Annotated in this window: 18 protein-coding genes and 1 pseudogene; 6 read left to right on the top strand and 13 right to left on the bottom strand. The window is 69.0% G+C overall.

Translation table 11 applies throughout. The annotated features are described in order from the left end of the window. The 3 genes from AC1RRW_RS08415 to AC1RRW_RS08405 all read right to left on the bottom strand — a co-directional run. A partial coding sequence (locus AC1RRW_RS08415; RefSeq protein ID WP_492900215.1) for an AAA family ATPase occupies positions 1-1,331 on the bottom strand: 1,331 nt, incomplete at its 3' end. 258 nt (positions 1,332-1,589) lie between these two features. Further along, on the bottom strand, positions 1,590-2,210 hold the full coding sequence (locus tag AC1RRW_RS08410) for a DsbA family protein (protein WP_492900214.1): 621 nt from the start codon (positions 2,208-2,210) through the stop codon (positions 1,590-1,592). Between the two features lie 51 nt (positions 2,211-2,261). Beyond that, positions 2,262-2,801, bottom strand: a complete 540-nt coding sequence (locus AC1RRW_RS08405; protein WP_492900213.1) for a DUF721 domain-containing protein — start codon at positions 2,799-2,801, stop codon at positions 2,262-2,264. A 96-nt stretch (positions 2,802-2,897) separates the two neighbouring features. Between AC1RRW_RS08405 and mutY the strand changes: the two genes are divergently transcribed. Continuing rightward, positions 2,898-3,971 carry an A/G-specific adenine glycosylase gene (mutY, locus tag AC1RRW_RS08400; protein WP_492900211.1) on the top strand — a complete coding sequence of 358 codons (1,074 nt, stop codon included), beginning with the start codon at positions 2,898-2,900 and terminating at the stop codon, positions 3,969-3,971. Here mutY and AC1RRW_RS08395 read toward each other — a convergent pair. From AC1RRW_RS08395 to AC1RRW_RS08385, 3 genes are all read right to left on the bottom strand, one after another. Next, positions 3,946-5,148 carry a site-specific DNA-methyltransferase gene (locus AC1RRW_RS08395; RefSeq protein ID WP_492900210.1) on the bottom strand — a complete coding sequence of 401 codons (1,203 nt, stop codon included), beginning with the start codon at positions 5,146-5,148 and terminating at the stop codon, positions 3,946-3,948. The genes mutY and AC1RRW_RS08395 overlap by 26 nt on opposite strands. A 308-nt stretch (positions 5,149-5,456) precedes the next feature. Further along, positions 5,457-6,068, bottom strand: coding sequence for a ribonuclease HII (gene rnhB, locus AC1RRW_RS08390; protein ID WP_492900209.1), 612 nt, complete (start codon positions 6,066-6,068; stop codon positions 5,457-5,459). A 79-nt stretch (positions 6,069-6,147) separates the two neighbouring features. Next, complete coding sequence (locus tag AC1RRW_RS08385; protein WP_492900208.1) at positions 6,148-7,338, bottom strand: PA0069 family radical SAM protein; 1,191 nt, start codon at positions 7,336-7,338, stop codon at positions 6,148-6,150. A 127-nt stretch (positions 7,339-7,465) separates the two neighbouring features. On the opposite strand from AC1RRW_RS08385, the gene AC1RRW_RS08380 reads away from it, so the two are divergent. Then, positions 7,466-7,975, top strand: coding sequence for a glycosyltransferase family 2 protein (locus AC1RRW_RS08380; protein WP_492900207.1), 510 nt, complete (start codon positions 7,466-7,468; stop codon positions 7,973-7,975). Here AC1RRW_RS08380 and ypfJ read toward each other — a convergent pair. From ypfJ to AC1RRW_RS08350, 6 genes and pseudogenes are all read right to left on the bottom strand, one after another. Next, the gene (gene ypfJ, locus AC1RRW_RS08375; protein ID WP_492900206.1) at positions 7,956-8,843 is read right to left on the bottom strand and encodes a KPN_02809 family neutral zinc metallopeptidase; all 888 of its coding nucleotides are present in this window, start codon (positions 8,841-8,843) and stop codon (positions 7,956-7,958) included. The genes AC1RRW_RS08380 and ypfJ overlap by 20 nt on opposite strands. 211 nt (positions 8,844-9,054) lie before the next feature. Next, positions 9,055-10,059 carry a cytochrome d ubiquinol oxidase subunit II gene (cydB, locus tag AC1RRW_RS08370; protein ID WP_492900205.1) on the bottom strand — a complete coding sequence of 335 codons (1,005 nt, stop codon included), beginning with the start codon at positions 10,057-10,059 and terminating at the stop codon, positions 9,055-9,057. A gap of 13 nt (positions 10,060-10,072) precedes the next feature. Then, entirely contained in the window at positions 10,073-11,503 is a 1,431-nt protein-coding gene (locus AC1RRW_RS08365; RefSeq protein ID WP_492900204.1) for a cytochrome ubiquinol oxidase subunit I, read from the bottom strand. 146 nt (positions 11,504-11,649) lie between these two features. Further along, positions 11,650-11,961 carry a HigA family addiction module antitoxin gene (locus tag AC1RRW_RS08360; protein ID WP_492900202.1) on the bottom strand — a complete coding sequence of 104 codons (312 nt, stop codon included), beginning with the start codon at positions 11,959-11,961 and terminating at the stop codon, positions 11,650-11,652. Positions 11,962-11,984: 23 nt separating this feature from the next. Then, a pseudogene (locus AC1RRW_RS08355) lies at positions 11,985-12,262 on the bottom strand (type II toxin-antitoxin system RelE/ParE family toxin). A 51-nt stretch (positions 12,263-12,313) separates the two neighbouring features. Next, positions 12,314-13,147, bottom strand: a complete 834-nt coding sequence (locus AC1RRW_RS08350; RefSeq protein ID WP_492900201.1) for a uracil-DNA glycosylase — start codon at positions 13,145-13,147, stop codon at positions 12,314-12,316. A 177-nt stretch (positions 13,148-13,324) separates the two neighbouring features. On the opposite strand from AC1RRW_RS08350, the gene AC1RRW_RS08345 reads away from it, so the two are divergent. The 4 genes from AC1RRW_RS08345 (at position 13,325) to AC1RRW_RS08330 (ending at position 19,164) form a co-directional block, all read left to right on the top strand. Further along, positions 13,325-15,004 carry an electron transfer flavoprotein-ubiquinone oxidoreductase gene (locus AC1RRW_RS08345; protein WP_492900200.1) on the top strand — a complete coding sequence of 560 codons (1,680 nt, stop codon included), beginning with the start codon at positions 13,325-13,327 and terminating at the stop codon, positions 15,002-15,004. 546 nt (positions 15,005-15,550) lie between these two features. After that, positions 15,551-17,317 (top strand): tetratricopeptide repeat protein, encoded by a 1,767-nt coding sequence (locus tag AC1RRW_RS08340; protein ID WP_492900199.1) that lies wholly within the window; start codon positions 15,551-15,553, stop codon positions 17,315-17,317. A gap of 212 nt (positions 17,318-17,529) precedes the next feature. Further along, positions 17,530-18,414, top strand: coding sequence for a 4-(cytidine 5'-diphospho)-2-C-methyl-D-erythritol kinase (locus tag AC1RRW_RS08335; RefSeq protein ID WP_492900197.1), 885 nt, complete (start codon positions 17,530-17,532; stop codon positions 18,412-18,414). 270 nt (positions 18,415-18,684) lie between these two features. After that, a complete protein-coding gene (locus tag AC1RRW_RS08330) occupies positions 18,685-19,164 on the top strand; it encodes a VOC family protein (RefSeq protein ID WP_492900195.1) in 480 nt (159 codons plus the stop codon). A gap of 1,044 nt (positions 19,165-20,208) precedes the next feature. Here the strand turns inward: AC1RRW_RS08330 and AC1RRW_RS08325 are convergent. Then, a complete protein-coding gene (locus AC1RRW_RS08325; RefSeq protein WP_492900194.1) occupies positions 20,209-21,237 on the bottom strand; it encodes a polyprenyl synthetase family protein in 1,029 nt (342 codons plus the stop codon). Positions 21,238-21,396: the final 159 nt, after the last annotated feature.

The raw sequence follows: 21,396 nt of genomic DNA, 5'->3' as shown, positions 1-21,396 counted from the left end.
CTCGCGCGCAGCGCCTCCAGCGGCGTCGCGGCGCTGCCGGCGTCGAGCGCGGCCTGGTCGCGCAGCAGCTTTTCGCGCTCGGAGGCGGTGCGCGTCTCGCGCTCGCGCGCCTCGCGCAACGCCCGATCGAGCGCGCCTCGCCGCGCCGTCAGTTCGGCGAGCTGGGTCTGGCGCGCGGCGTGCCCGGCCTCGGCCTCGGCGAGCGCGGCCTCGGTTTCGCTCAGGGCCGCGCCGGCGGCTTCGGCGGTCGCGGCGGCGCTCTCGCCATCGCGGTTCAGCGCCTCGTCCTCGGCCCCGAGCCGCGCCAGGCTGTCGCCGGCGTCGCGCGCGATCGCGTCCTGCCGGGCGAGGTCGCCCTGCAGTTCGACCAGCCGCCGCCCGAGCTCCTCGGCACGCAATTTTGCGCGGCGGTTCTCCGCCTCGATCTCGTCGAGCCCGCGCCTGAGCCTGACCAGGCCCGCCGCCGCCCCGGCCTCGCTCTCGCGCAGGGCCGGCAGGGCATGGGCCGCGACCGCCTGCAGGCGCGCCGCTTCCGCCTGGATGCCGGTCTGGTCGGCGACCGCGCGCACCGCCGCCTCCAGCGCCTGCTCGGCCTGGGCCGCCTGCAGCCGCGCCTCGCGATGGGCGATCAGCGAGAGCGTCGCCTCGGCGCGGCGGATGTCGGCGGCGAGGCTGCGATAGCGCGAGGCCTGGCGCGACTGGCGCTGCAGCGCCTCGATCTGCTGGTCGATCCCGGCCAGCACGTCTTCCAGCCGGGCGAGATTGTCCTCCGCGCCCTTCAGCCGCAACTCCGCCTCGTGGCGCCGGCTGTGCAGCCCGGCGATGCCCGCCGCGTCCTCGAGGATGCGCCGGCGCGACTGCGGCTTGGCCGAGATGATCTCGCTGATCTGGCCCTGCCGCACCAGCGCCGGCGAGCGCGCCCCGGTGGCGGCATCGGCGAAGAGCAGCTGCACGTCCCGCGCGCGGACCTCCTTGCCGTTGACGCGATAGGTCGAGCCTTCCTCGCGCTCGATCCGGCGCGTGACTTCGAGCACGTCGGTCTCGTTGAAGGCGGCCGGCGCCTTGCGGTCGCTGTTGTCGAGGGTCAGCGCGACCTCGGCCATGTTGCGGCCCGGCCGCTCGTTCGAGCCCGCGAAGATGACGTCGTCCATCCCCGCGCCGCGCATGTTCTTGAACGAGCTTTCGCCCATGACCCAGCGCAGGGCCTCGACGAGATTGGACTTGCCGCAGCCATTGGGCCCGACGACGCCGGTCAGCCCCGGTTCGATCAGGAATTCGGTCGGCTCGACGAAGGTCTTGAAGCCGGAGAGCTTCAGGCGCGTCAGTTGCATGGGCTGACGCCTCTGCCCTTCTCCCCTCGGGGGAAAAGGTGGCCCGGCGAAGCCGAGACGGATGAGGGGTCGCGCTGCGTTTGGTCGTCATGGTCGGGCTGGTCCCGACCATCCACGTCTTCCGGCGTCGAGTGCCGTGTCCCAGGACGTGGATGCTCGCCCCAAGGGCGAGCATGGCGTGGAGGGGAGCGCGACCCCTCATCCGGCGCTGCGCGCCACCTTCTCCCGCAAGGGGAGAAGGGAAGAGGCCAGCCGCCCTCAGCCCGCGAGAAGCGGCTCCAGGATCTTGTCGAGCTCGGCGATCGAGAGCGCACCCGAATACTTCTTCCCGTTGATGAAGAAGGTCGGCGTCGCGTTCACGCCGGCCTTCGCGCCACGATCCTTCACGGTTGAGACGGCGTCATAGATGTCCTGCCGTTTCAAGCAGGCCTCGAAGGATTCCTGTGTGAAACCGGCCTGCTTGACCATCGAGGACAGCGCATCGACCGGCTTGTCGGTGAAGGCCCAGGCCTTCTGCTGCGCCAACAGCATTTCGGTCATGGCGACATATTTCTCGTTGCCGCCGCAGCGCGACAGCATGAAGCCGGCGGTGGCCAGCGGATCGAGCGGGAATTCGCGCATGGTGAAGCGCGCCTTGCCGGTGTCGATGTATTTCGCCTTCAGCGCCGGCCAGGTGTCCCTGTGGAAATTGGCGCAGTGGCCGCAGGTCAGCGAGGCATATTCGATGATCGTGACCTTGGCGTCGGCCGGACCGAGCCAGACGTCGCCGAGCGGCCCGGGCGTGGCCAGCTCCGACTGGGCCTGCGCGGCGGACCGGCCGATCAGGCCGGCGGCGGCGATGCCGGCTGCGCCGGTCAGGAGCTGTCGCCTGTTGGTCATGGTCTTGAGTCCTCGAAACGGTCAAATCGGTCGCGGCGACCATAATGGCCATCAGGATTGTGGCAAGATCGGTTCGGTGTCCGCGGTGTCGCGCTCACGAAGCCGTGTCGGGAGACTCGATGACCCGCGCTGCGCGACCGCCGTTCCCAGCCGCGCCAGCGCGGCGCGCAGATCGGGATCGGCGACGCCCGAAACCTGTCCGGCGATGCGCGCCAGCGTCGCCGCATCCGGCGGCGCGGGTCGCGCCTTGGCCGCCGTCGTCGACACCGGCCCCTGCTTGAGCACGAGCTTGCCGACGGCGCGCCAGCCGAGATGCGTGTTGACCCGCTCCAGCACCAGCGGCCCGGCCTGCTGCATGTCGAGCGCGAACGCCCCCTCGACCCTGACCACCAGCGTCGCGGGCTCGGGCGTCTCGCCCGGCGCCGGCCGCCGCCGCGGCCAGTCGATCTTCAGCGGCCGCGAGCGCCGGGCCAGACGTTCGCCGACGATTTCGGGCCAGAGCGCGACGATGGCGCGGCCCGCGAAACCCTGCGCCCTGAGGGCGGGCGCGAGGCAGTCGTCGATCAGGTCTGCGAGAGGTTTGGCGGGCATGGGGACATTGTGGAATAGAGCCTGGGCGGCGGCAAGGCTGTGGGCGGGGCGGGCCGATGGGCTTGTCCAAGCGTCTGCCCGCGCTACACCCGACGGATGACCTCCGCGCCAAAGGCCGCCGACCTCCTCGCCTGGTACGACCGCCATCGCCGCGTTCTGCCCTGGCGCGCGCCGCCGGGCGCGGCGGCCGATCCTTACCGGGTCTGGGCCTCCGAGATCATGCTGCAACAGACCACGATCGCCGCGGTCAAACCCTATTACGAGCGCTTCATGGCGCGATTCCCGACCGTCGAGGCGCTCGCCGCCGCACCCTCCGAGGCGGTGATGCAGGCCTGGGCCGGGCTGGGCTATTACTCCCGCGCCCGCAACCTCCACGCCTGCGCGAAGGCGGTGGTCGCCGACCATGGCGGCCGCTTTCCCGACACCGAGGAGGGCCTGCGCGCGCTGCCGGGCATCGGCGCCTACACCGCCGGCGCGGTCGCCGCGATCGCCTTCGATCGGCCAGCCGCCGCCGTCGATGGCAATGTCGAGCGAGTGGTGACGCGGCTCTTCGCGATCGAAGAGCAAATGCCCGCCGCCAAGCCGCCGGTGCGCGAGCATGTGCTCGGCCTGCTGCCGCCCTCGCGGCCGGGCGATTTCGCCCAGGCCCTGATGGATCTCGGCGCGACGATCTGCACGCCGCGTTCACCGGCCTGCGCGCTCTGCCCCTGGCGCGAGCCCTGCCGGGCGCGGGCCGCCGGCACGCAGGAAACCTTTCCGCGCAAGGGCGCGAAGAAGACCGGCGTCACCCGCCATGGCTCGGCCTTCGTGCTGCTGCGCGATGACGGCGCGGTGCTGCTGCGGACGCGGCCCGACAAGGGTCTGCTCGGCGGCATGGCCGAGGCGCCGACCAGCGAGTGGAGCGCGGATCATGCGCCGGCCGACGCCGAGCGCGACGCGCCGCTGAAGACAGGCTGGCGCAGGCTCCCCCTGCCGGTGCGCCACGTCTTCACGCATTTCCCGCTGGAGCTGACGGTGTTCGTCGCCCGCGCGCCGATAAGGACGGCCGCGCCGCGAGGCACGCGCTTCACTCCCCTCGCAAGGCTGCGCGAGGAGCCGCTGTCGAGCCTGATGCTGAAGGTGGTCGAGGCGGGATTGGAAGCGCTCAGGCCGCCGCCATCCGCGTCCTGATCTCGCCGCGCAACATGTCGAGCAGCAGCGGCTCGCCCTCGCGCTCGACATGCCAGAAGGTCCAGCCGTTGCAGGCCGGCAGGCCCTGCGCCAGCGCGCCGATCTTGTGGATCGAGCCGACGGCCGGGCCGAGCAGGAGTGTGCCGTCGGCGCGGATGATCGCCGCGTGGCGGCGCTTCACGTCGAAGACGGTCTCGCCCGCCTTCACCAGCCCGGCCTCGACCAGGCTGAGGAAGGCCACGCGCGGCTCGCCGCGCCTGGAGGGCGCCGTGGCGAACGCTTCCGGCGGCAGCGGCGTGATCGCCGCGATGCGCCTGCGTGCTGCGTCCGCATAGACCTGCTCGCGCTCGCAGCCGATGAAATGCCGGCCGAGCGCCTTTGCGACCGCTCCCGTGGTGCCGGTGCCGAAGAACGGATCGAGGATCACGTCGCCGGGATTGCTGGCCGAGAGCATGACGCGGGCGAGCAGGGCCTCTGGCTTCTGCGTCGGATGCACCTTCGCGCCAGCATTGTCCTTCAGGCGCTCCTCGCCGGTGCAGAGCGGCAGATACCAGTCCGAGCGCATCTGGAGGTCGTCGTTGCCGCCTTTGAGCGCCTCGTAGTGGAAGGTGTATTTCGAGTTCTCGCCCCGCGCCGCCCAGATCAGCGTCTCATGCGCGTTGGTGAAGCGCCGGCCGCGGAAGTTCGGCATCGGGTTGGCCTTGCGCCAGACGATGTCGTTCAGCATCCAGAAGCCGAGATCCTGCAGGATCGACCCGACGCGGAAGATGTTGTGGTAGCTGCCGATGACCCAGAGCGCTCCATTCGGCTTCAGCACGCGGCGACAGGCGGTCAGCCAGGCGCGGGTGAAGGCGTCGTATTCGGCGAAGGAGGCGAACCTGTCCCAGTCGTCGTTTACCGCGTCGACCAGGCTGTCGTCGGGCCGGCGGAGATCGCCGCCGAGCTGGAGATTGTAGGGCGGGTCGGCGAAGACGAGGTCGACGCTGGCCGCCGGCAAAGCCGCGATCGCGGCGACGCAGTCGCCGACGATCACCTGGTCGAGCGGGAGTTCAGAGGCGGGGCTGATGATCTCGGCAAGGGCCTTGGCCCTGATCCGTGACTCCAGCGCGGGCCGTCCGGTACGCGAAACCTGAATCCGGACGGCGGCGCTGGTGGTCCCGGTACGCAAAACACCCATGACGACCCAAGACCGTTACGCAACTTCAACGTGGGCGATCATGCGCGGTCAGGGTAAAAGCCGGGTTTCCCGTTTGAAAAAAATGCGTCTCGTTTTGGGGCTGCAGCTTTTGCCTAGCCCCTTGGCGGGCAAGGGGAAATTCCTAAGCCGGAGTTAACGCGGAACTGTGTCCGGCGCGGTGCCGCCCTCGCCGTCATGCTCGGCCTCGTGCCGAGCATCCACGTCTTCGTCAGAGCGCTCGGCCAACCAGGTCGGTCATGGTCGGGACAAGCCCGACCATGATGGAGAACCGCTCCCGGTCGTGCCGCTCAACGCCGCCAGACGCCCTTGACCGGCGCGAAGGAATGGCGGTGCTCGGGGCAGGGGCCGTGGGACTGGAGCGCGGCGCGATGGGCCGGCGTGCCGTAGCCGACATGACGCGAGAAGCCATAGGCCGGATAGCGGGCGCACAGCCGCGTCATCATCGCGTCGCGCGTCACCTTGGCGACGATCGAGGCCGCCGCGATCGAGCAGGCGATGCCGTCGCCGCCGATGATCGCCTCGGCGCGGCAGGCGAAGGCCGGCGGATCGTTGCCGTCGACGAGAACGAAGGCCGGCCGGAGCGACAGCCCCGCCACGGCCCGGCGCATCGCCCGCAGCGTCGCCTGCCGGATGTTGATCGCGTCGATCTCGGCGGCCGTGGCGCTGGCGACGCTGACGGCGAGCGCGCCGGCCGCGATCTCGCCGAAAAGCGCCTCGCGCTCCGCCGCGCCCAGCCTCTTCGAATCGGCGAGGCCCCGCGGCACGCGCTCCGGATCGAGAATCACCGCCGCCGCGACCACCGGCCCCGCCAGAGGTCCGCGCCCGACCTCGTCGACCCCGGCGACGGGCCAGAGGCCGTCGGCGATGGCGTGCGTCTCGCGGCTGAAATCGGGGAGCATGCGAGGCTTATGACGAAGGCTGTCTTCCGTGACCAGATCGATCGCTAGGACAATGACGGTTTAACAGCGTGCGGAGCCATCAAAACAAACTCAGCTGCGCCTTCTCCTTCTCCGGCTTGACGAACAGGTCGCTGCGCAGCCTCAGCCGCGCGCCGTTGAAGCCCAGGCGCTCGGCCGCCATCTCGAAGCGCCGGCCGATCATCCAGGCGTAAGGCCCAGAGCCGACCTGGCGCTGGCCCCAGGCGGCGTCGTAATCCTTGCCGCCGCGCGTCGAGCGGATCAGCGAGACGACATGGCGCAGCTTGTCGGGGTGGTGCGTCAGCAGCCAGTCCTGCACGAGATCCTTCACCTCCAGCGGCAGCCGCAGCAGCACATAGCCGGCCTCGGTCGCGCCGGCCGCCTTCGCCGCGTCGAGAATGCGCTCGATCTCGTGCTCGTTGATCGCCGGGATGATCGGCGCGACCAGCACGGTGACCGGGATGCCGGCCTCCGACAATCGGCGGATGGTCTCGAGCCGCTTGGCCGGGGAGGCGGCGCGCGGCTCCATCGTGCGCGCGACTTTCGGATCGAGCGTCGTGATCGAGAGCGCGACCTTGGCCAGCCCCTGCGCCGCCATGGGCGCGAGGATGTCGATGTCGCGCTGCACCAGAGCCGATTTCGTCACGATCCCGACCGGGTGGTTGAAACGCGCCAGCACCTCCAGGATCGAGCGCATGATCCGGAGCTTCTTCTCGATCGGCTGGTAGGCGTCGGTATTGGTGCCGATCGCGATCGTGCGCGGCGTGTAGGAGGCGGCCGAGAGTTCCTTCTCCAGCAGAATCGCGGCATCCGGCTTGGCCGTCAGCTTGCTCTCGAAATCGAGTCCGGGCGAGAGGCCGAGATAGGCGTGGGTCGGCCGCGCGAAGCAGTAGACGCAGCCATGCTCGCAGCCGCGATAGGGGTTGATCGAGCGGTCGAACGAGATGTCGGGGGAGTCGTTTCTCGTGATGATCGTGCGCGCCTTCTCGATCGAGACCTCGGTCCTGAACGCCGGCAGTTCTCCCAGCGACCCCCAGCCGTCGTCCTCGCCGACGCGCTGCTCGGCCTCGTAGCGTCCGCCCGGATTGATCGTCGCGCCGCGCCCGCGTCGCCGCTCGGGATCGATGCGATGGCCGGCATAGGCGAGCGGCTCCGGCGGCGCGACGCGGGCCGAAACCGAAGCCGGCTCGACGTCGCGCCGCCGCAGCAACTGGGCGGCTAGCCGTCGCGAAGAGGGTCTGGCGTGCGTCATGGCATAACCGAACGCTGTAGAGGGCAGCCGGGAATCGGCCTGTCTTCCGATCCGAATGTGAACATAAAGGGAACGGATTGCAAGCGGCGGGATTGCGGCATGCTGCGCTGCGTCATAAGGATTGCGGATGCTCACAGCCGTCATCCGGGCGGATGGCCACGCTTCCGCCATTGCCGCGACTTTCTCCGTGCTGATCCCGGCCGTGGCGGACGGCTTCCTCGGCCATGCCGTCGTCGTCGATGCGACGGGCGACGCCGAGATCGAGCGGCTCGCCGACGCGACCGGCGCGAGCTATCTGCGCGCCGGCGGGGCCGAGGGCTGGCATCTCGGCGCGGCGCAGGCGCGCGGCGACTGGCTCCTGCTGCTCGATTCGGGCGACGTGCCGCAGCCGCATTGGGCCCGGATCGTCGACCGGCACCTGATGCTGAGCCCCGGCGCGCCGGCGCTGATCGCGCTGCGCGGCGTCGCCGGGTCGCTGCGCGAACGGGCGGCGATATCCTTCGGCGGGCGGCGTCTGCGTGCGGGGCTGGTTCTGCCCAAGACGCTGGTGATGGCGGGGAGGCTCGACGCCGCGCCGCGCCGGCTGCCGGTCAGGCGCGAGCGTGCGGGAAACTGGCTCAGAGCTGGTTCGTTCTGAAGGTGTCGCAGCTCTGCATGGTCCCGCTCCTCAGCCCCGCCGTGAACCAGCGCGTGCGCTGGGCGGAGGAGCCGTGGGTGAAGGAATCTGGCACGACCTGGCCGCGCGAGGCGCCCTGCAACCTGTCGTCGCCGATCGCGGCGGCGGTGCGCATCGCCTCGTCGACGTCGCCAGCTTCGATGCGGCCCATGGCCTGGATGCTGTTGGCCCATACGCCGGCGAGGCAGTCGGCCTGAAGCTCGATCCGGACCGAGATCAGGTTGGCCTCCCGCTCGGAGGAGCGCTCGCGCAGTTCGTTCGCCTTGGGCAGGATGCCGATCAGGTTCTGGACATGGTGGCCGACCTCGTGGCCGATGACATAGGCCTGGGCGAAATCGCCGCCGCCGCCGAGCTTGCGCTCCATCTCCTTGAAGAAGGAGGTGTCGAGATAGATGCGCTTGTCGGGCGGGCAGTAGAACGGCCCCATCGCCGATTGCGCCCGGCCGCAGGCCGAGTTGGTGACCCGGTCGAACAGCACGAGGCGCGGCTGCTCGTAGCGGCGGTTGGCCTGCTGCGGCAGGAGCTTGTTCCAGACGTCCTCGTTCTGCGCCAGCACGGCGGAGACGAAGCGGCCGATGTCGTCGGCCGGCGGCCCGGCCGGGCGACGGTTCTCCTGCGTCGGCGCCTGCCGGCCGCCGATGCCGCCGATCATCTCCGCCCCGCCGATCAGCAGGCGCGGATCGATGCCGAGCGCCCAGCCGACGAGGCCGAGCACGACCATGGTGCCGATGCCCAGGCCGCCGCGCCCGCCGGGAAGGCCGGCGAAATCGCCGCCGCCGCCGCGCCGGTCCTCGAGATTGCCGGACTGGCGGTAATCTTCCCACTGCATCTTTGGCGCTCCGCTCTGCCCGGCCGCCAATCTCCGCGACCCCGGGCAGAAACTCAAGTCTTGCCACAAGGCTCCCGGACAACGTCGAAATTTGGCGTTGTCCTTCAATGTCGCCCATGAGAAGACGCGCTCGATCCGATTCTTGCGCGTCCTGCATATGGCGCCGTCGCGGCCGGATGATCTGCCGTGACGCGGTCGGCCAGCCACGCCCTCAATGATACCCGCCGTCGATCTTCACCTTGCCGCGAAACGTCCAGTACACGAACGCGGTGTAGAACAGGATCATCGGCAGCAGGAAGCTCACCCCGATCAGCACGAAGATGTGCGAGGCCGGCGTCGCCGCGACGTCCCAGATCGTCAGGCTCGGCGGCACCAGATAGGGGTAGTTCGAGATCGCCAGCCCGAGGAAGCACAGCACGAAGATCGCGATGGTCAGCGCGAAGGGCGTGAACTCGTGCCTGCCGTGCAGCCGCCGCCAGGCGATGAGTCCGCATAGCGCCGTCAACACCGGGAAGGGCCAGAGCAGCGCCATGTGCCGCCAGGTGAACCAGCGCTCGGCGATGCGCGGATGGGCGTAGGGCGTCCACAGCGAGACGACGATGGCGAAGGCGAGCAGGCCCAGCAGCAGCAGCTTCGCCTGGGCGCGGGCGCGGGCCGCGACCGGCCCGTCCGTCTTGTAGATCAGCCAGGTCGCGCCGAGCAGCGCGTAGCCGACGACGACGCCCGCCCCGCACATCAGGGTGAACGGCGTGAACCAGTCGAAAGGCCCGCCGGCGAACTGCCGGTCGACCACCGCGATGCCCTGGATCATGCCGCCGAGGATCAGCCCCTGCGAGAAGGCCGCCAGCGTCGAGCCGGCCCAGAAGGCGAGGTCCCAGATCTGGTGCTTCGGCTTGGCGACCCAGCGGAACTCGAAGGCGACGCCGCGGAAGATCAGCGCCAGCAGCATCAGCGTCACCGGCAGGTAGAAGGCCGGCATGATGATGGCGTAGGCCGTCGGGAACGCGACCCAGAGCCCGCCGCCGCCGAGCACCAGCCAGGTCTCGTTGCCGTCCCAGAACGGCGCGACCGAATTCATCATCTGGTCGCGCTCGGCCTCGTCCTTGGTGGCCGGGAACAGGATCGCGATGCCGAGGTCGAAGCCGTCGAGCACGACATAGAGCATGACCGCCGTGCCGATCAGCCCGGCCCAGATCACGGGGAGATACCATTCCATAGCGGCTCTCCCCTCAGGTCTGCGGCTGGATCTTGTCGTCGCCGGGGCGCCCGTCGCCGAACAGCTCCGAGGCCGGCGCCTGCGCAGCCTTCAGCGGCCGCTGCGAGGGCTGCTGCGGCGGCTCCGCGCCGGTGATCGCGTCCGGCCCCTTGTCGATCAGCCGGTTGATCAGCAGCACGCCGGCCGAGAAGACGACGCAGTAGACGAAGACGAACAGCCCGAGCGAGATCGCGACCTGCGCCATGGTGACCGGCGAGATCGCGTCCTTGGAGCGCAGCACGCCGGTCGCGATCCAGGGCTGGCGGCCGACCTCGGTCACGAACCACCCCGCCAGAATGGCGACGAAGCCGAGCGGCCAGGTGTATTGCGCCACCCAGAGCCAGCGCCGTTCCTCGAAGACACGGCCCTTCCACCACAGGAAGGCGCCGAGCCAGCCGAACAGGATCATGAAGACGCCGATGCCGAACATGATCCGGAAGCCGAAGAACGGAATCTTCACCGGCGGCCTGTCCTGCACGGCGAAATCGTTCAGGCTCGGAAACAGCGCGTCCATGCTGCCATGGGTCATCAGGCTGGCGAGGCCGGGGATCGAAATCTCGAAGCGGTTGACGCCCTTCTCCTCGTCGGGCCAGGCGAAGAGCACCAGCGGGGCGGGTCTGGATGAATCCCAATGCGCCTCGATCGCGGCGAGCTTGGCCGGCTGGTACTTGGCCGTGTCCTGGCCCTGGCGGTGGCCGATCAGCGCCTGGGCCGGCGCGGTGATGGCGATCATCAGGATCGCCATCCGCACCATCGTCTTCGCCGTTTCGGTCCTGTGGCCCGCGAGCAGATGGCGCGCGCCGGTCGCCAGCACGACGAAGGCGGTGGTGAGGTAGGCCGCCGTCATCATGTGCATGAAGCGCGAGGGGAAGGTCGGGTTGAAGATGATCTTCAGCCAGTCGAGCGGATAGGCGATGCCGTCGCGGACCTCGTGCCCGGCCGGGTACTGCATCCAGCTATTGGCCGAGAGGATCCAGAAGCCCGACAGAGCCGTGCCGCCGGCGACGATGCAGGCCGAGAGGAAATGCAGCCAGGGCGGCACCCGCGTCCAGCCGAACAGCATCACGCCGAGGAAGGAGGCTTCGAGGAAGAAGGCGGTCAGCACCTCGTAGCCGATCAGCGGCCCGATGACGTTGCCGACCACGACCGAGAACCGGCTCCAGTTGGTGCCGAACTGATAGGACAGCACGATGCCGGAGACGACGCCCATCGCGAAGGAGACCGCGAATATCTTGGTCCAGAACCGCGCCAGCGTGTGGTATTTCTTGTCGCCCGTCTTCAGCCACATCCCCAGCAGCGTCGCGATATAGGCCGAGAGCCCGATGGTGAAGGCCGGGAAGACGATGTGGAACGAGATGGTGAAGGCGAACTGGATCCGCGAGAGCAGGAAGGCGTCGATCGTCATCGCAAAGGCTCCGTCCGGCGGCGCGGGAGGCGTCTGGAACGACTGAGGCCCCGTCAGCATCGCTGCCGGATGCGACACTAGTCAAACGGCGCGTTGCAAACTGCGGTCCGCGATGTCGCAGCGTCACGCCGCCGCGTCCAGCGCCTTTATGCAGCCGAAAGCGTCGGGATGCCGGAAACGTCGACCTCCCGTTCGGCATGCCAAGTGTCCAGCGCGGACTGCATCCGGACCCAGAGGCCGACGCCATTGCCGAAAAGTTTGCCGAGCCGCACCGCGACGGCCGGCGACACCGGTTTGGTCTCGCTCAGAATATCGTGGAGATGCTGGCGCGAGATGCCGAGCAGGCGCGCGATCTCGGCCTTCGACTTGCCCGTGGCGGGAATGATGTCTTCACGCAGCAGCGCGCCGGGATGGGTCGGCGGTCTGCCACGGCTGCCGATGGCGGGAAATTCGGTCATGGGTTGGCCTTCCTCGGCTGGTCTCAGTGATAGTTTTCAAGGTCGACCGCAACTGCGTCCGGGCCGTCGAAAGCAAAGGTGATGCACCAAGGCCCGTTGACATGGACAGTGTAGCGGTCGGCCTGAATCCCCGCAGCGCATGGAGGTCGAAGCCGGGCAGATTGAGATCGTCCGGCCGGGCGGCGCCTTCCAGGGCATCGAGGCGGCGAAGGATGCGTGCTTGCAGCTTGACGTCGATCTACGATGATCTTCCATCCGCCCGAAGAGCCGCCAGCGCTTTGCTCCTGACCGACCGGATCATGCAAGCGATCAGGCGACATATGTCAACTGGTCGCAGACAGATCGCAGTCATTCAGTTCGCAGTCTCCAGCGCCGCCTTCAGCGCCCTGAGATCGCGCCAGGCCAGCCGCTTCTGCAGCGGCTGGCGCAGCAGATAGGCCGGGTGCAGCGTCGCCATCGCCCTGATTGTCCGCGCGCCGGTGTCGTACTGCATCCACTTTCCGCGCGAGGCCAGGATGCCGGACAGGCCGAGCAAAGCCTGCGTCGAGGGCGCGCCGACGCAGACCAGTATGTCGGGGTTGGCGAGCTGGATGTGGCGCTGCACGAAGGGCATGCAGATCGCGACCTCCTGCGGCGTCGGCGTGCGGTTGCCGGGCGGCCGCCAGGGCAGCAGGTTGGTGATGTAGACATCCTCGGCCCGCGTCAGGCCGATCGCCGCCAGCATCCGGTCGAGCAACTGGCCCGAGCGGCCGACGAAGGGCAGGCCGATCCGGTCCTCGTCGGCGCCCGGCGCCTCGCCGACCAGCATCAGCCTCGCCCCCGGCCTGCCGTCGGCGAAGACGAGGCTCTTGGCGGTCGCCTTCAGCGCGCAGCCCTCGAACCGCGCCAGCGCCGCCTTGAGCTCGTCGAGGCTCGTCGCCTCGCGGGCGAGCGCCTGCGCCGAGGACTGCGCCTCGTCCGGCGTCGTCGCGGCCGCAGGAAGGGCGCGGACCGGAGCGGCCGGCGTCGGAGCGGGCAGGGGTCTCGGCTGGGGAGCGGCGCGCTCCGCCTGAACCGGCGGCGCCTCGGCGAAATGCGAAGCTTCCGCAAAATGATTTCGCGGCGTCTCGTCCAGCGCCTCGGTCACCCCGGCCTCGGCATACCAGGCGACGAGTTCGGACGGATGCGGGACGGGCTCTGCGATCATTCTTCAGTCCATACCATGGCGCCGCGCGCTTTCGCGAGCGGCGCGGTTGCAAAATGGAACGGCCGCTTGGATAGAGGGTTTCCAGACTGGGCGATCCCCGGCTTGAACCGGCGGACAAGATAGTTCATATATAAACTAATTAGATTGAGCCCTGGCATGGGCCGCGCGGAGGGCAGGATGAATCTCGAGGAAGCGCAACGCGAGCCGCGCGAGAGCATGGACTACGACGTCGTCATCGTCGGCGCGGGCCCCGCGGGCCTGGCCGCCGCGATCCGGCTCAAGCAACTCGACGAGAATCTCACCGTCGTCGTGGTCGAGAAGGGCGCCGAGGTCGGCGCGCACATCCTCTCGGGCGCGGTGATCGATCCCGTCGGCCTCGACGCGCTGCTGCCCGACTGGCGAAAGGACGAGGCGCGGCCGCTGACGACGGAGGTCAGCGAGGACGTGTTCTATTTCCTGACCGAGCCCAACGGCGTCCGCCTTCCCAATTTCGGCATGCCGAAGCTGATGAGCAACCACGGCAACCTCGTCGGCTCGCTCGGCCTCGTGGCGAAGTATCTGGCGGGCCGCGCCGAGGCGCTCGGCGTCGAGATCTATCCGGGCTTCGCCGCGGCCGAACTGCTCTTCGACGGGAACGGCGCGGTGCTCGGCGTCGCCACCGGCGACATGGGCGTCGCCAGGAACGGCGAGATCTCCGAGCGCTACACCCGCGGCATGGAATTGCGCGGCCGCTACACGCTGCTGGGCGAGGGCGCGCGCGGCTCGCTCTCCAAGATCGCGATCCGCAAGTTCGGCCTCGACAAGGATCGCGAACCGCAGAAATACGGCATCGGCCTCAAGGAGATCTGGCAGGTCAGGCCGGAGAAGTTTCACAAGGGAAGGGTGCAGCATTCCTTCGGCTGGCCGCTCGACGGCGCCACCGGCGGCGGCTCCTTCCTCTACCATTTCGACGACAACCTGGTTTCGGTCGGCTTCGTCGTGCATCTCAACTACGAGAATCCGACGCTCTCGCCCTTCGACGAGTTCCAGCGCTTCAAGACCCATCCGCTGATCCGCGACGTCTTCGAGGGCGGCAAACGCCTCTCCTACGGCTCCCGCGCCATCACCGAGGGCGGCTTCCAGTCGGTTCCGAAGCTGACCTTCCCGGGCGGGGCGCTGATCGGCTGCGCGGCGGGCTTCGTCAACGTGCCGCGCATCAAGGGCAGCCACAACGCGATCCTCTCGGGCATGCTGGCGGCCGAGAAGCTGGCGCCGGCGCTCGCGGCCGGCCGTTCGCACGACGAGGTCGTCGAGATCGAGGCGGGCTGGCGCGACGGACCGATCGGGCGCGACCTCGCGCCGGTGCGCAACGTCAAGCCGCTCTGGTCGAAATACGGCACCATGCTCGGCATCGCGCTCGGCGGGGTCGACATGTGGCTGAACCAGCTTCTGGGCTGGTCGCCCTTCGGCACGCTCAAGCACGGCAAGGCCGACCACGAGACGCTCAAACCCCTCGCCGAGGTCAAGCCGATCATTTATCCGCGCCCCGACGGCAAGATCTCGTTCGACAAGCTCTCGTCGGTCTTCCTGTCCTCGACCAATCACGAGGAGGACCAGCCGGCGCATCTCAAGCTGACCGACCCCTCGATCCCGATCGAGCGGAACCTGCCGCTCTACGGCGAGCCGGCGCGGCTCTACTGTCCGGCCGGCGTCTACGAGGTGGTCTACGCCGACGAGGCGGCCAGGACAGGGCCGCGCTTCGTGATCAACGCGCAGAACTGCGTCCACTGCAAGACCTGCGACATCAAGGACCCTGCCCAGAACATCACCTGGACCGTGCCGGAGGGCGGCGGTGGTCCGGGCTACGCCAATATGTGACGCGGAGGGCTCCTGTCACTGCGAGCGCGGCCAAGCACCAGGAGACATAGGCCGAGACGCTGGATCGCTTCGCCGCTCGCGATGACGGCGGCATGGCCGAAACAAAAAGGCGCGCCGGCTGCCCGGCGCGCCTTTTTCGTATCCGCCGATGAGGCGGATCAGCCCTTGCTGATGACCGGAGAGGCCGGCTTCTCGGGCTGGGCGCAGCCGGCGGCGAAGCCGGCCAGCATTGCGACGGCGGCGAGGCTGAGAACCATCTTCTTCATGAGAATAATCCTAGACGAATCGTCGCGGAGGATGCGAACCTCTCAATCTTAACCAGCGAATCTTGCAGTTACCTTGCGCAATCGCGTCGAAAGCGCCTTTGCACGGCGCGTTTTCCGGTCATGTTGCGCGCGCGCTACATATTTTGCAGGCGTGACCGGCGCGGCTTGCCGGCCAGCCCGGAAACCGCCATCTTGGACCCGTAGTGATCCGGACCCGGATGCGCCGGTGCGCGAGATCATGCCTTACGGCGAAACGGCGCACCGAGGGAGAAGAGCAGTCGTGACATTTAGAATGAAGGGCCGTGGCCCCCGCACGGCGATCGCCCTCGCGTTCCTGCTGGCCTTCCAGGCCAGCGCCGCCGCGCAGGGCGCCGTCGCGACGAGAACGACCGGGCAGCTCGAACCCGCCGACAGCCTCGAAGGCAATTATCTCGCGGCGATCGTCGCGGGCGCTGGGCGCGATCTCGGCGCGGCCTCGACCTATCTGCGCGAGGCGATCAAGGGCGATCCGCAGAACAGCGACCTGCTCGAACGCGGCTTCGTCGCCTTCCTCGCCGACGGCGCCATGAACGACGCCTTCCGCGCCGCCGAGAAACTGGTCCAGCGCGACGCCAGCAACGGCCTCGCCCAGCTCGCGCTCGGCATCCGCGCGATCAAGCTCAAGAACTACCAGCAGGCGCGCGCGCATCTGCAGCGCGGCGGGCGCGGCCGCGCCGCCGACATCACCGCGACGCTGCTCTCGGCCTGGTCCTATGCCGGCTCGGGCCAGAGCAACAAGGCTCTGGAGACGCTGGACCGCCTGCGCGGCGAGGCCTCCTACAACCTCTTCCGAGACTACCATGCCGGGCTGATCCTCGATGTCGCCGGCCGCAAGGCCGACGCCGAGAAGCGTCTGAAGAGCGCCTATGACGCCGAGAAGACGACGCTGCGGCTGGTCGATCTCTGGGCCCGGATGCAGGCCCGCAACGGCGATTTCGAGGGCGCGGCCGCGACCTATGGCGATTTCGACCGGCTCCTGCCGAACCATCCGATCATCCGCGACGGCCTCGCCAGGGTCGCCGCCCGCGAGACGCCGCCGCGCCAGATCGGCAACGCCCAGCAGGGCGCGGCCGAGGTGCTCTACGGTCTCGCCAGCGCCGGCAACCGCCAGGGCGACGAGGCGGCGGCGCTGCTCTATCTGCGCCTTGCCGTCTATCTCGACCCGGCTCACGACCTCGCCATCCTGACGCTCGGCGACATCCTGGAGCGCGCCCGCCAGCCGGAGGACGCGGTGACGGTCTACGAGCGCATGCCGGCTGATTCGCCGCTGCGCTCCAACGCCGATATTCAGGCCGGCCTCGCCCTGGAGACGCTCGGCCGCTCCGAGGAGGCGGTGAAGCATCTCAAGGCGCTGATCGCGGAACGGCCGAACGATGTCGACGCGCTCTCGGCGCTCGGCAACGTCTACCGCTCGCGCAAGCTCTTCCAGGAGGCTGCCGACACCTACGACCAGGCCATCGCCAAGCTCGCCGCGCCCGGCCGCGCCAACTGGGACCTGTTCTATTTCCGCGGCATCGCCCGCGAGCGCACCAAGCGCTGGACCGAGGCCGAGGCCGACCTGCGCAAGGCGCTGGCGCTGATGCCGGAGCCGCTCGGCCGCGAGCGCGCGCTGGTGCTGAACTATCTCGGCTATTCGCTGGTCGACCAGCACCTCAAGCTCGACGAGGCGCTCGGCATGCTGCGCCGCGCCGTCGAGCTCAGGCCCCGCGACGGCTACATCACCGATTCGCTCGGCTGGGCCTATTACCGGCTCGGCCGCTACGACGAGGCGCTGCGGGAGCTCGAGCGCGCGACCGAACTGCGGCCCGCCGACCCGGTGATCAACGACCATCTCGGCGACGTCTACTGGAAGGTCGGCCGCCAGCTCGAAGCCCGCTTCCAGTGGAACGCGGCCCGCGACCTCAAGCCCGAGCCCGAGGATCTCGTCAACATCCTGCGCAAGATCGAGCGCGGACTGGAGGATTCGCCCTCCGCCCAGGCCTCCGAGCCCAGGAAGGATGGCGGCTGAGCCGTCCGCTACGGCCATCATGTCAAGGCAACCGCTCGAAGCGCCGCCCTGTCCCCTTCCCCCCGCTTGCGGTGGGAAAGGGCTGGGGATGGGGGGCCGGAAAGCCGAAGCGCAACCTGGCGTCGTCTCGCCCGGCCGAAATGCCCCACACCCCAAACCTCCCCACCGCAAACGGGGGGCGGAGAGGCTCGCGCTTTCAAAATGATCGAACGATGGCCCTGGCCGCCATGTCACGCCCGCTGACGACGCGCTGCCGCGCCAAGATCAACCTGACGCTGCGCGTGCTCGGCCGCCGCCCGGAGGGCTATCACGAGCTTCAAAGCCTCGTCGCCTTCGCCGGCGCAGGCGATGCGCTGACGCTGGAGCCCGGGCCGGAGCTTGGCCTGTCGCTGGCGGGCCCGTTCGGCGACGGCCTCGCAGCCGATCCCGACAACCTGATCCTGAAGGCCGTCCGCGCGCTCGCCGGCGAAGCCGGTCCGCTCCGCTCCGGCCGCTTCCATCTGGTCAAGCGCCTGCCGCTGGCGTCCGGCATCGGCGGCGGCTCGGCCGACGCCGCCGGCGCGCTGCGCCTGCTGGCGAGGCTGAACGGCATCGCGGAAGACGACCCCGCGCTGCCGCGCGTGGCCGCGAGCATCGGCGCCGACGTCCCGGTCTGCCTCGCCTCCCGCGCCCGGACGATGTCCGGGCTGGGCGAGGTTCTGGGCGCGCCGCTCACGCTGCCGCCGCTCTTCGCCGTGCTGGTCAATCCGGGCGTGCCGGTTGCGACGGCCGCGGTGTTCGAGGCGCTGGCCGCGCCGCGGCTCGACCCGTCATTGCTCGCAATGACGGACAATGCTCTGGCGACGACTCACAGCCTGATCGCCACGCTCTCCGCCAGCGCCAACGACCTCGAAGCCCCGGCCCGCCGGCTCGCTCCCGTCATCGCCGACCTTCTGCAACGCCTCGCCACGCTTCCCGGCTGCCGGCTCGCGCGCATGTCCGGCTCGGGCGCGACCTGCTTCGCCCTCTTCGATGATTGCCGGGCTAACGCGGAAGCGGCGAGGGCGCTGGCGCGGGCCCGCCCCGACTGGTGGATCAAGCCGACCGTGCTGCGCTGAGGAGCGATCGCCGACCGGCAACTGGCACCCCACGCCATCGCGGCGAGATGGCGCGCCTCGCCGGGAAGCGGTTCCCACGCAGCGCGGCCGCCCTCGACGCCTGCGGGGCAGGCTGATGCTGGGCCGCTGAGAGCCGCGACTCAAAAACACCATCGAGCGCAGCTATCCGTCTCGGCGAGGGCGGGAGCACTGCTGACGCCGCCTGTCGCCATGCTTCGTATGGACAGTAAACCGGGCCGGAAAGGCCTTTGAAGAACAGGAGGACACGTCATGCCGATCGCCAGGAACACGATCTGCGTCTGGTTCGACAAGGAGGCCGAGGCCGCCGCCCGCTTCTACGCCGAGACTTTTCCGGACAGCGCCGTGCATGCGGTCCACCTCGCCCCGACCGACTATCCCTCCGGCAAGGCGGGCGACGTCATCACGGTCGACTTCACCGTCGCCGGCATCCCCTGCATGGGCCTGAACGGCGGCCCTGCCTTCAAGCACAGCGAGGCCTTCTCCTTCCAGATCGCCACCGACGACCAGGAGGAGACCGACCGCTACTGGAACGCCATCATCGGCAATGGCGGCAAGGCGAGCGCCTGCGGCTGGTGCAAGGACAGATGGGGCATCTCCTGGCAGATCACCCCGCGCACGCTGACCGAGGCGATGGCCGCCGGCGGCGAGGAAGCCAGGCGCGCCTTCACGGCGATGATGGAGATGACGAAGATCGACGTGGCGAAGATCGAGGCGGCGCGGCGGGGGTGAGGCGTGGGCTCACCTGAGCGCTCTCTGCTCGTCGAGGCAAGCCTCGTAGTGCCAGCGCCAGTCCCAAGCTCGTGATGCAGGATTTTTCGTAACAGCAACGGATGCATTTTGAGCGCAGGATTGAGCTTCGTTAGTTTTCCTCAATGAGACTTCGCGTAAAATCTGTCCAGAAGAAAAAGCTGATAAGCAGAGCCGTCGCAAACGAAAGAAGCAAAGCAAGCAGCCAAATCAGTCTCGACAAAAACGACATTCGCGAGCGCCGACTATGCGTGAACAGCCGCTTTGCGGCGGTTGCCGAGATAAGAACGGCGACCAATAAGCTGATTGTGAGCGCGGTAGCCATGTAGCTGGTCATCTCGGGACCATGCTGCCACCGCCACGACCGATGGTCGAGCCATCCCTGCTACCCCTTAATCCCCACCCCCCAAAACCTGTGCGATAACCCTCCCGCTCCGCCCGACCAAGGGGGCTGTCGCGAGGCATCGTGCGGCCGGGCGGAGTAGCGGTGTTCATGGTCGCGGCCGTTGCGGGTCGGGGCCATGGAGGTGTCGTTCGCCAGACGGGCTCAACAGGCAGGCCCGTGTCCTCGCCGGACTCCCACTGACGACGAACCCGAAAGAGAACCGCGTGCGGGGTCGGGCGGCGGCTGTGGCGCTGCTTCGACACTTCGACCCGACATCGACATCGGCACGCGGCCGTCGACCGCGGCGCCACCCGGCCCCGCGCATCCCCTCGGGAATACGCTCGAAGCCCGAAACCCCGCGGCCGCAAGGCCGGTCGGGGTTTTCGGTGCAACGATCCTCCCTTCGTCATTCCGGGGCGGCCCGCAGGGCCGAACCCGGAACCCACGACCGGGCGCACGGCCTATTCCGTCATGGTCGGCCTTGTGCCGACCATCCACGTCCTCCGTCGTCTTGCGCTACGCCCAAGTCGTGGATGCTCGCCACAAGGGCGAGCATGACGGCGAAGGCTCACCCGGTCATGGGTTCCGGGTTCCTTGCTTCGCAAGGCCCGGAATGACAGCGCGCGAGGGCTGCCCTTGGCTCAATGCGCCCGCGCCACGCAGAAATCGACCGCCTCGTTCAGCGCCTGCTTCATGGCCGAGTTCGGGAACAGGCCGAGCGCGTCCCTGGCCATCTTGGCGTAGTGCTCGGCGCGCTCGATCGTGTCCTCCAGCGCCCGGTGCCGGCGCATGATCGCCTGGGCTTCCTCCAGGTCGCCGTCCGCGATCTCGCCATCCTGCAGCGTGCGCCGCCAGAAGGCGCGCTCGGCCTCGGCGCCGCGCCGGAAGGAGAGCACGACGGGCAGCGTGATCTTGCCCTCGCGAAAGTCGTCGCCGGTGTTCTTGCCGAGCCGCGCGGCGATGCCGCCATAGTCGAGCGCGTCGTCGATGAGCTGGAAGGCGATGCCGAGATTGAGGCCATAGCTGCGGCAGGCGGCGGCCTTGGCCCTGCCGGCCTCGGCGATGACGGGGCCGACCTCGCAGGCGGCGGCGAAGAGCTCGGCCGTCTTGCCCCGGATCACGGCGAGGTACTCGTCCTCGGTCGTCTCGGTGTTCTTGGCGACGGAGAGCTGCATCACCTCGCCCTCGGCGATCACGGCCGCCGCCGTCGAGAGGATGTCGAGCGCCCTGAGCGAGCCGACCTCGACCATCATCTTGAAGGCCTGTCCGAGCAGGAAATCGCCGACCAGCACGCTCGCCTCGTTGCCCCAGAGCATGCGGGCCGCGAGCTTGCCGCGGCGCATGTCGCTCTGGTCGACGACGTCGTCATGCAGCAGCGTCGCGGTGTGCATGAACTCGACGCCGGCCGCGAGCCTGACATGGCCGTCGCCGCGATAGCCGGAGAGCGCCGCCGTCGCCAGCGTCAGCATCGGCCGCAGCCGCTTGCCGCCCGACGAGATCAGGTGGTTCGCGACTTCCGGGATCATGGTCACGTCCGAGCCGGTGCGCGACAGGATCATCGCGTTGACGCGCTCCATGTCGGGCCGCGTCAGCTCGACAAGCGTCTCGATCCGGGCGCTGTCCGATCCCTTGCCCGCTTCCTTGTCCTCGAACGCGACGACGACGCCCATGACGATCACTCCAGCCGGCCTCTCGCGCCTGTCGGAGCGCGCAACTGCCTTGCCACAAGCGTCGCATGGCTGGCCAGCCCCTGCAAACGCAGCCGGTCGCCGCGCCTGCCGGCCCCCTCCCCACCGCAAGCGGGGAAGGGGCGGCAGGCGTCGCTTCTA

The sequence above is a fragment of the Allobosea sp. GW821-FHT12C12 genome, from assembly GCF_058807355.1.
The sequence above is the reverse complement of the archived record's forward strand: the minus strand, read 5'-3'. Positions and strand labels throughout refer to the sequence as shown.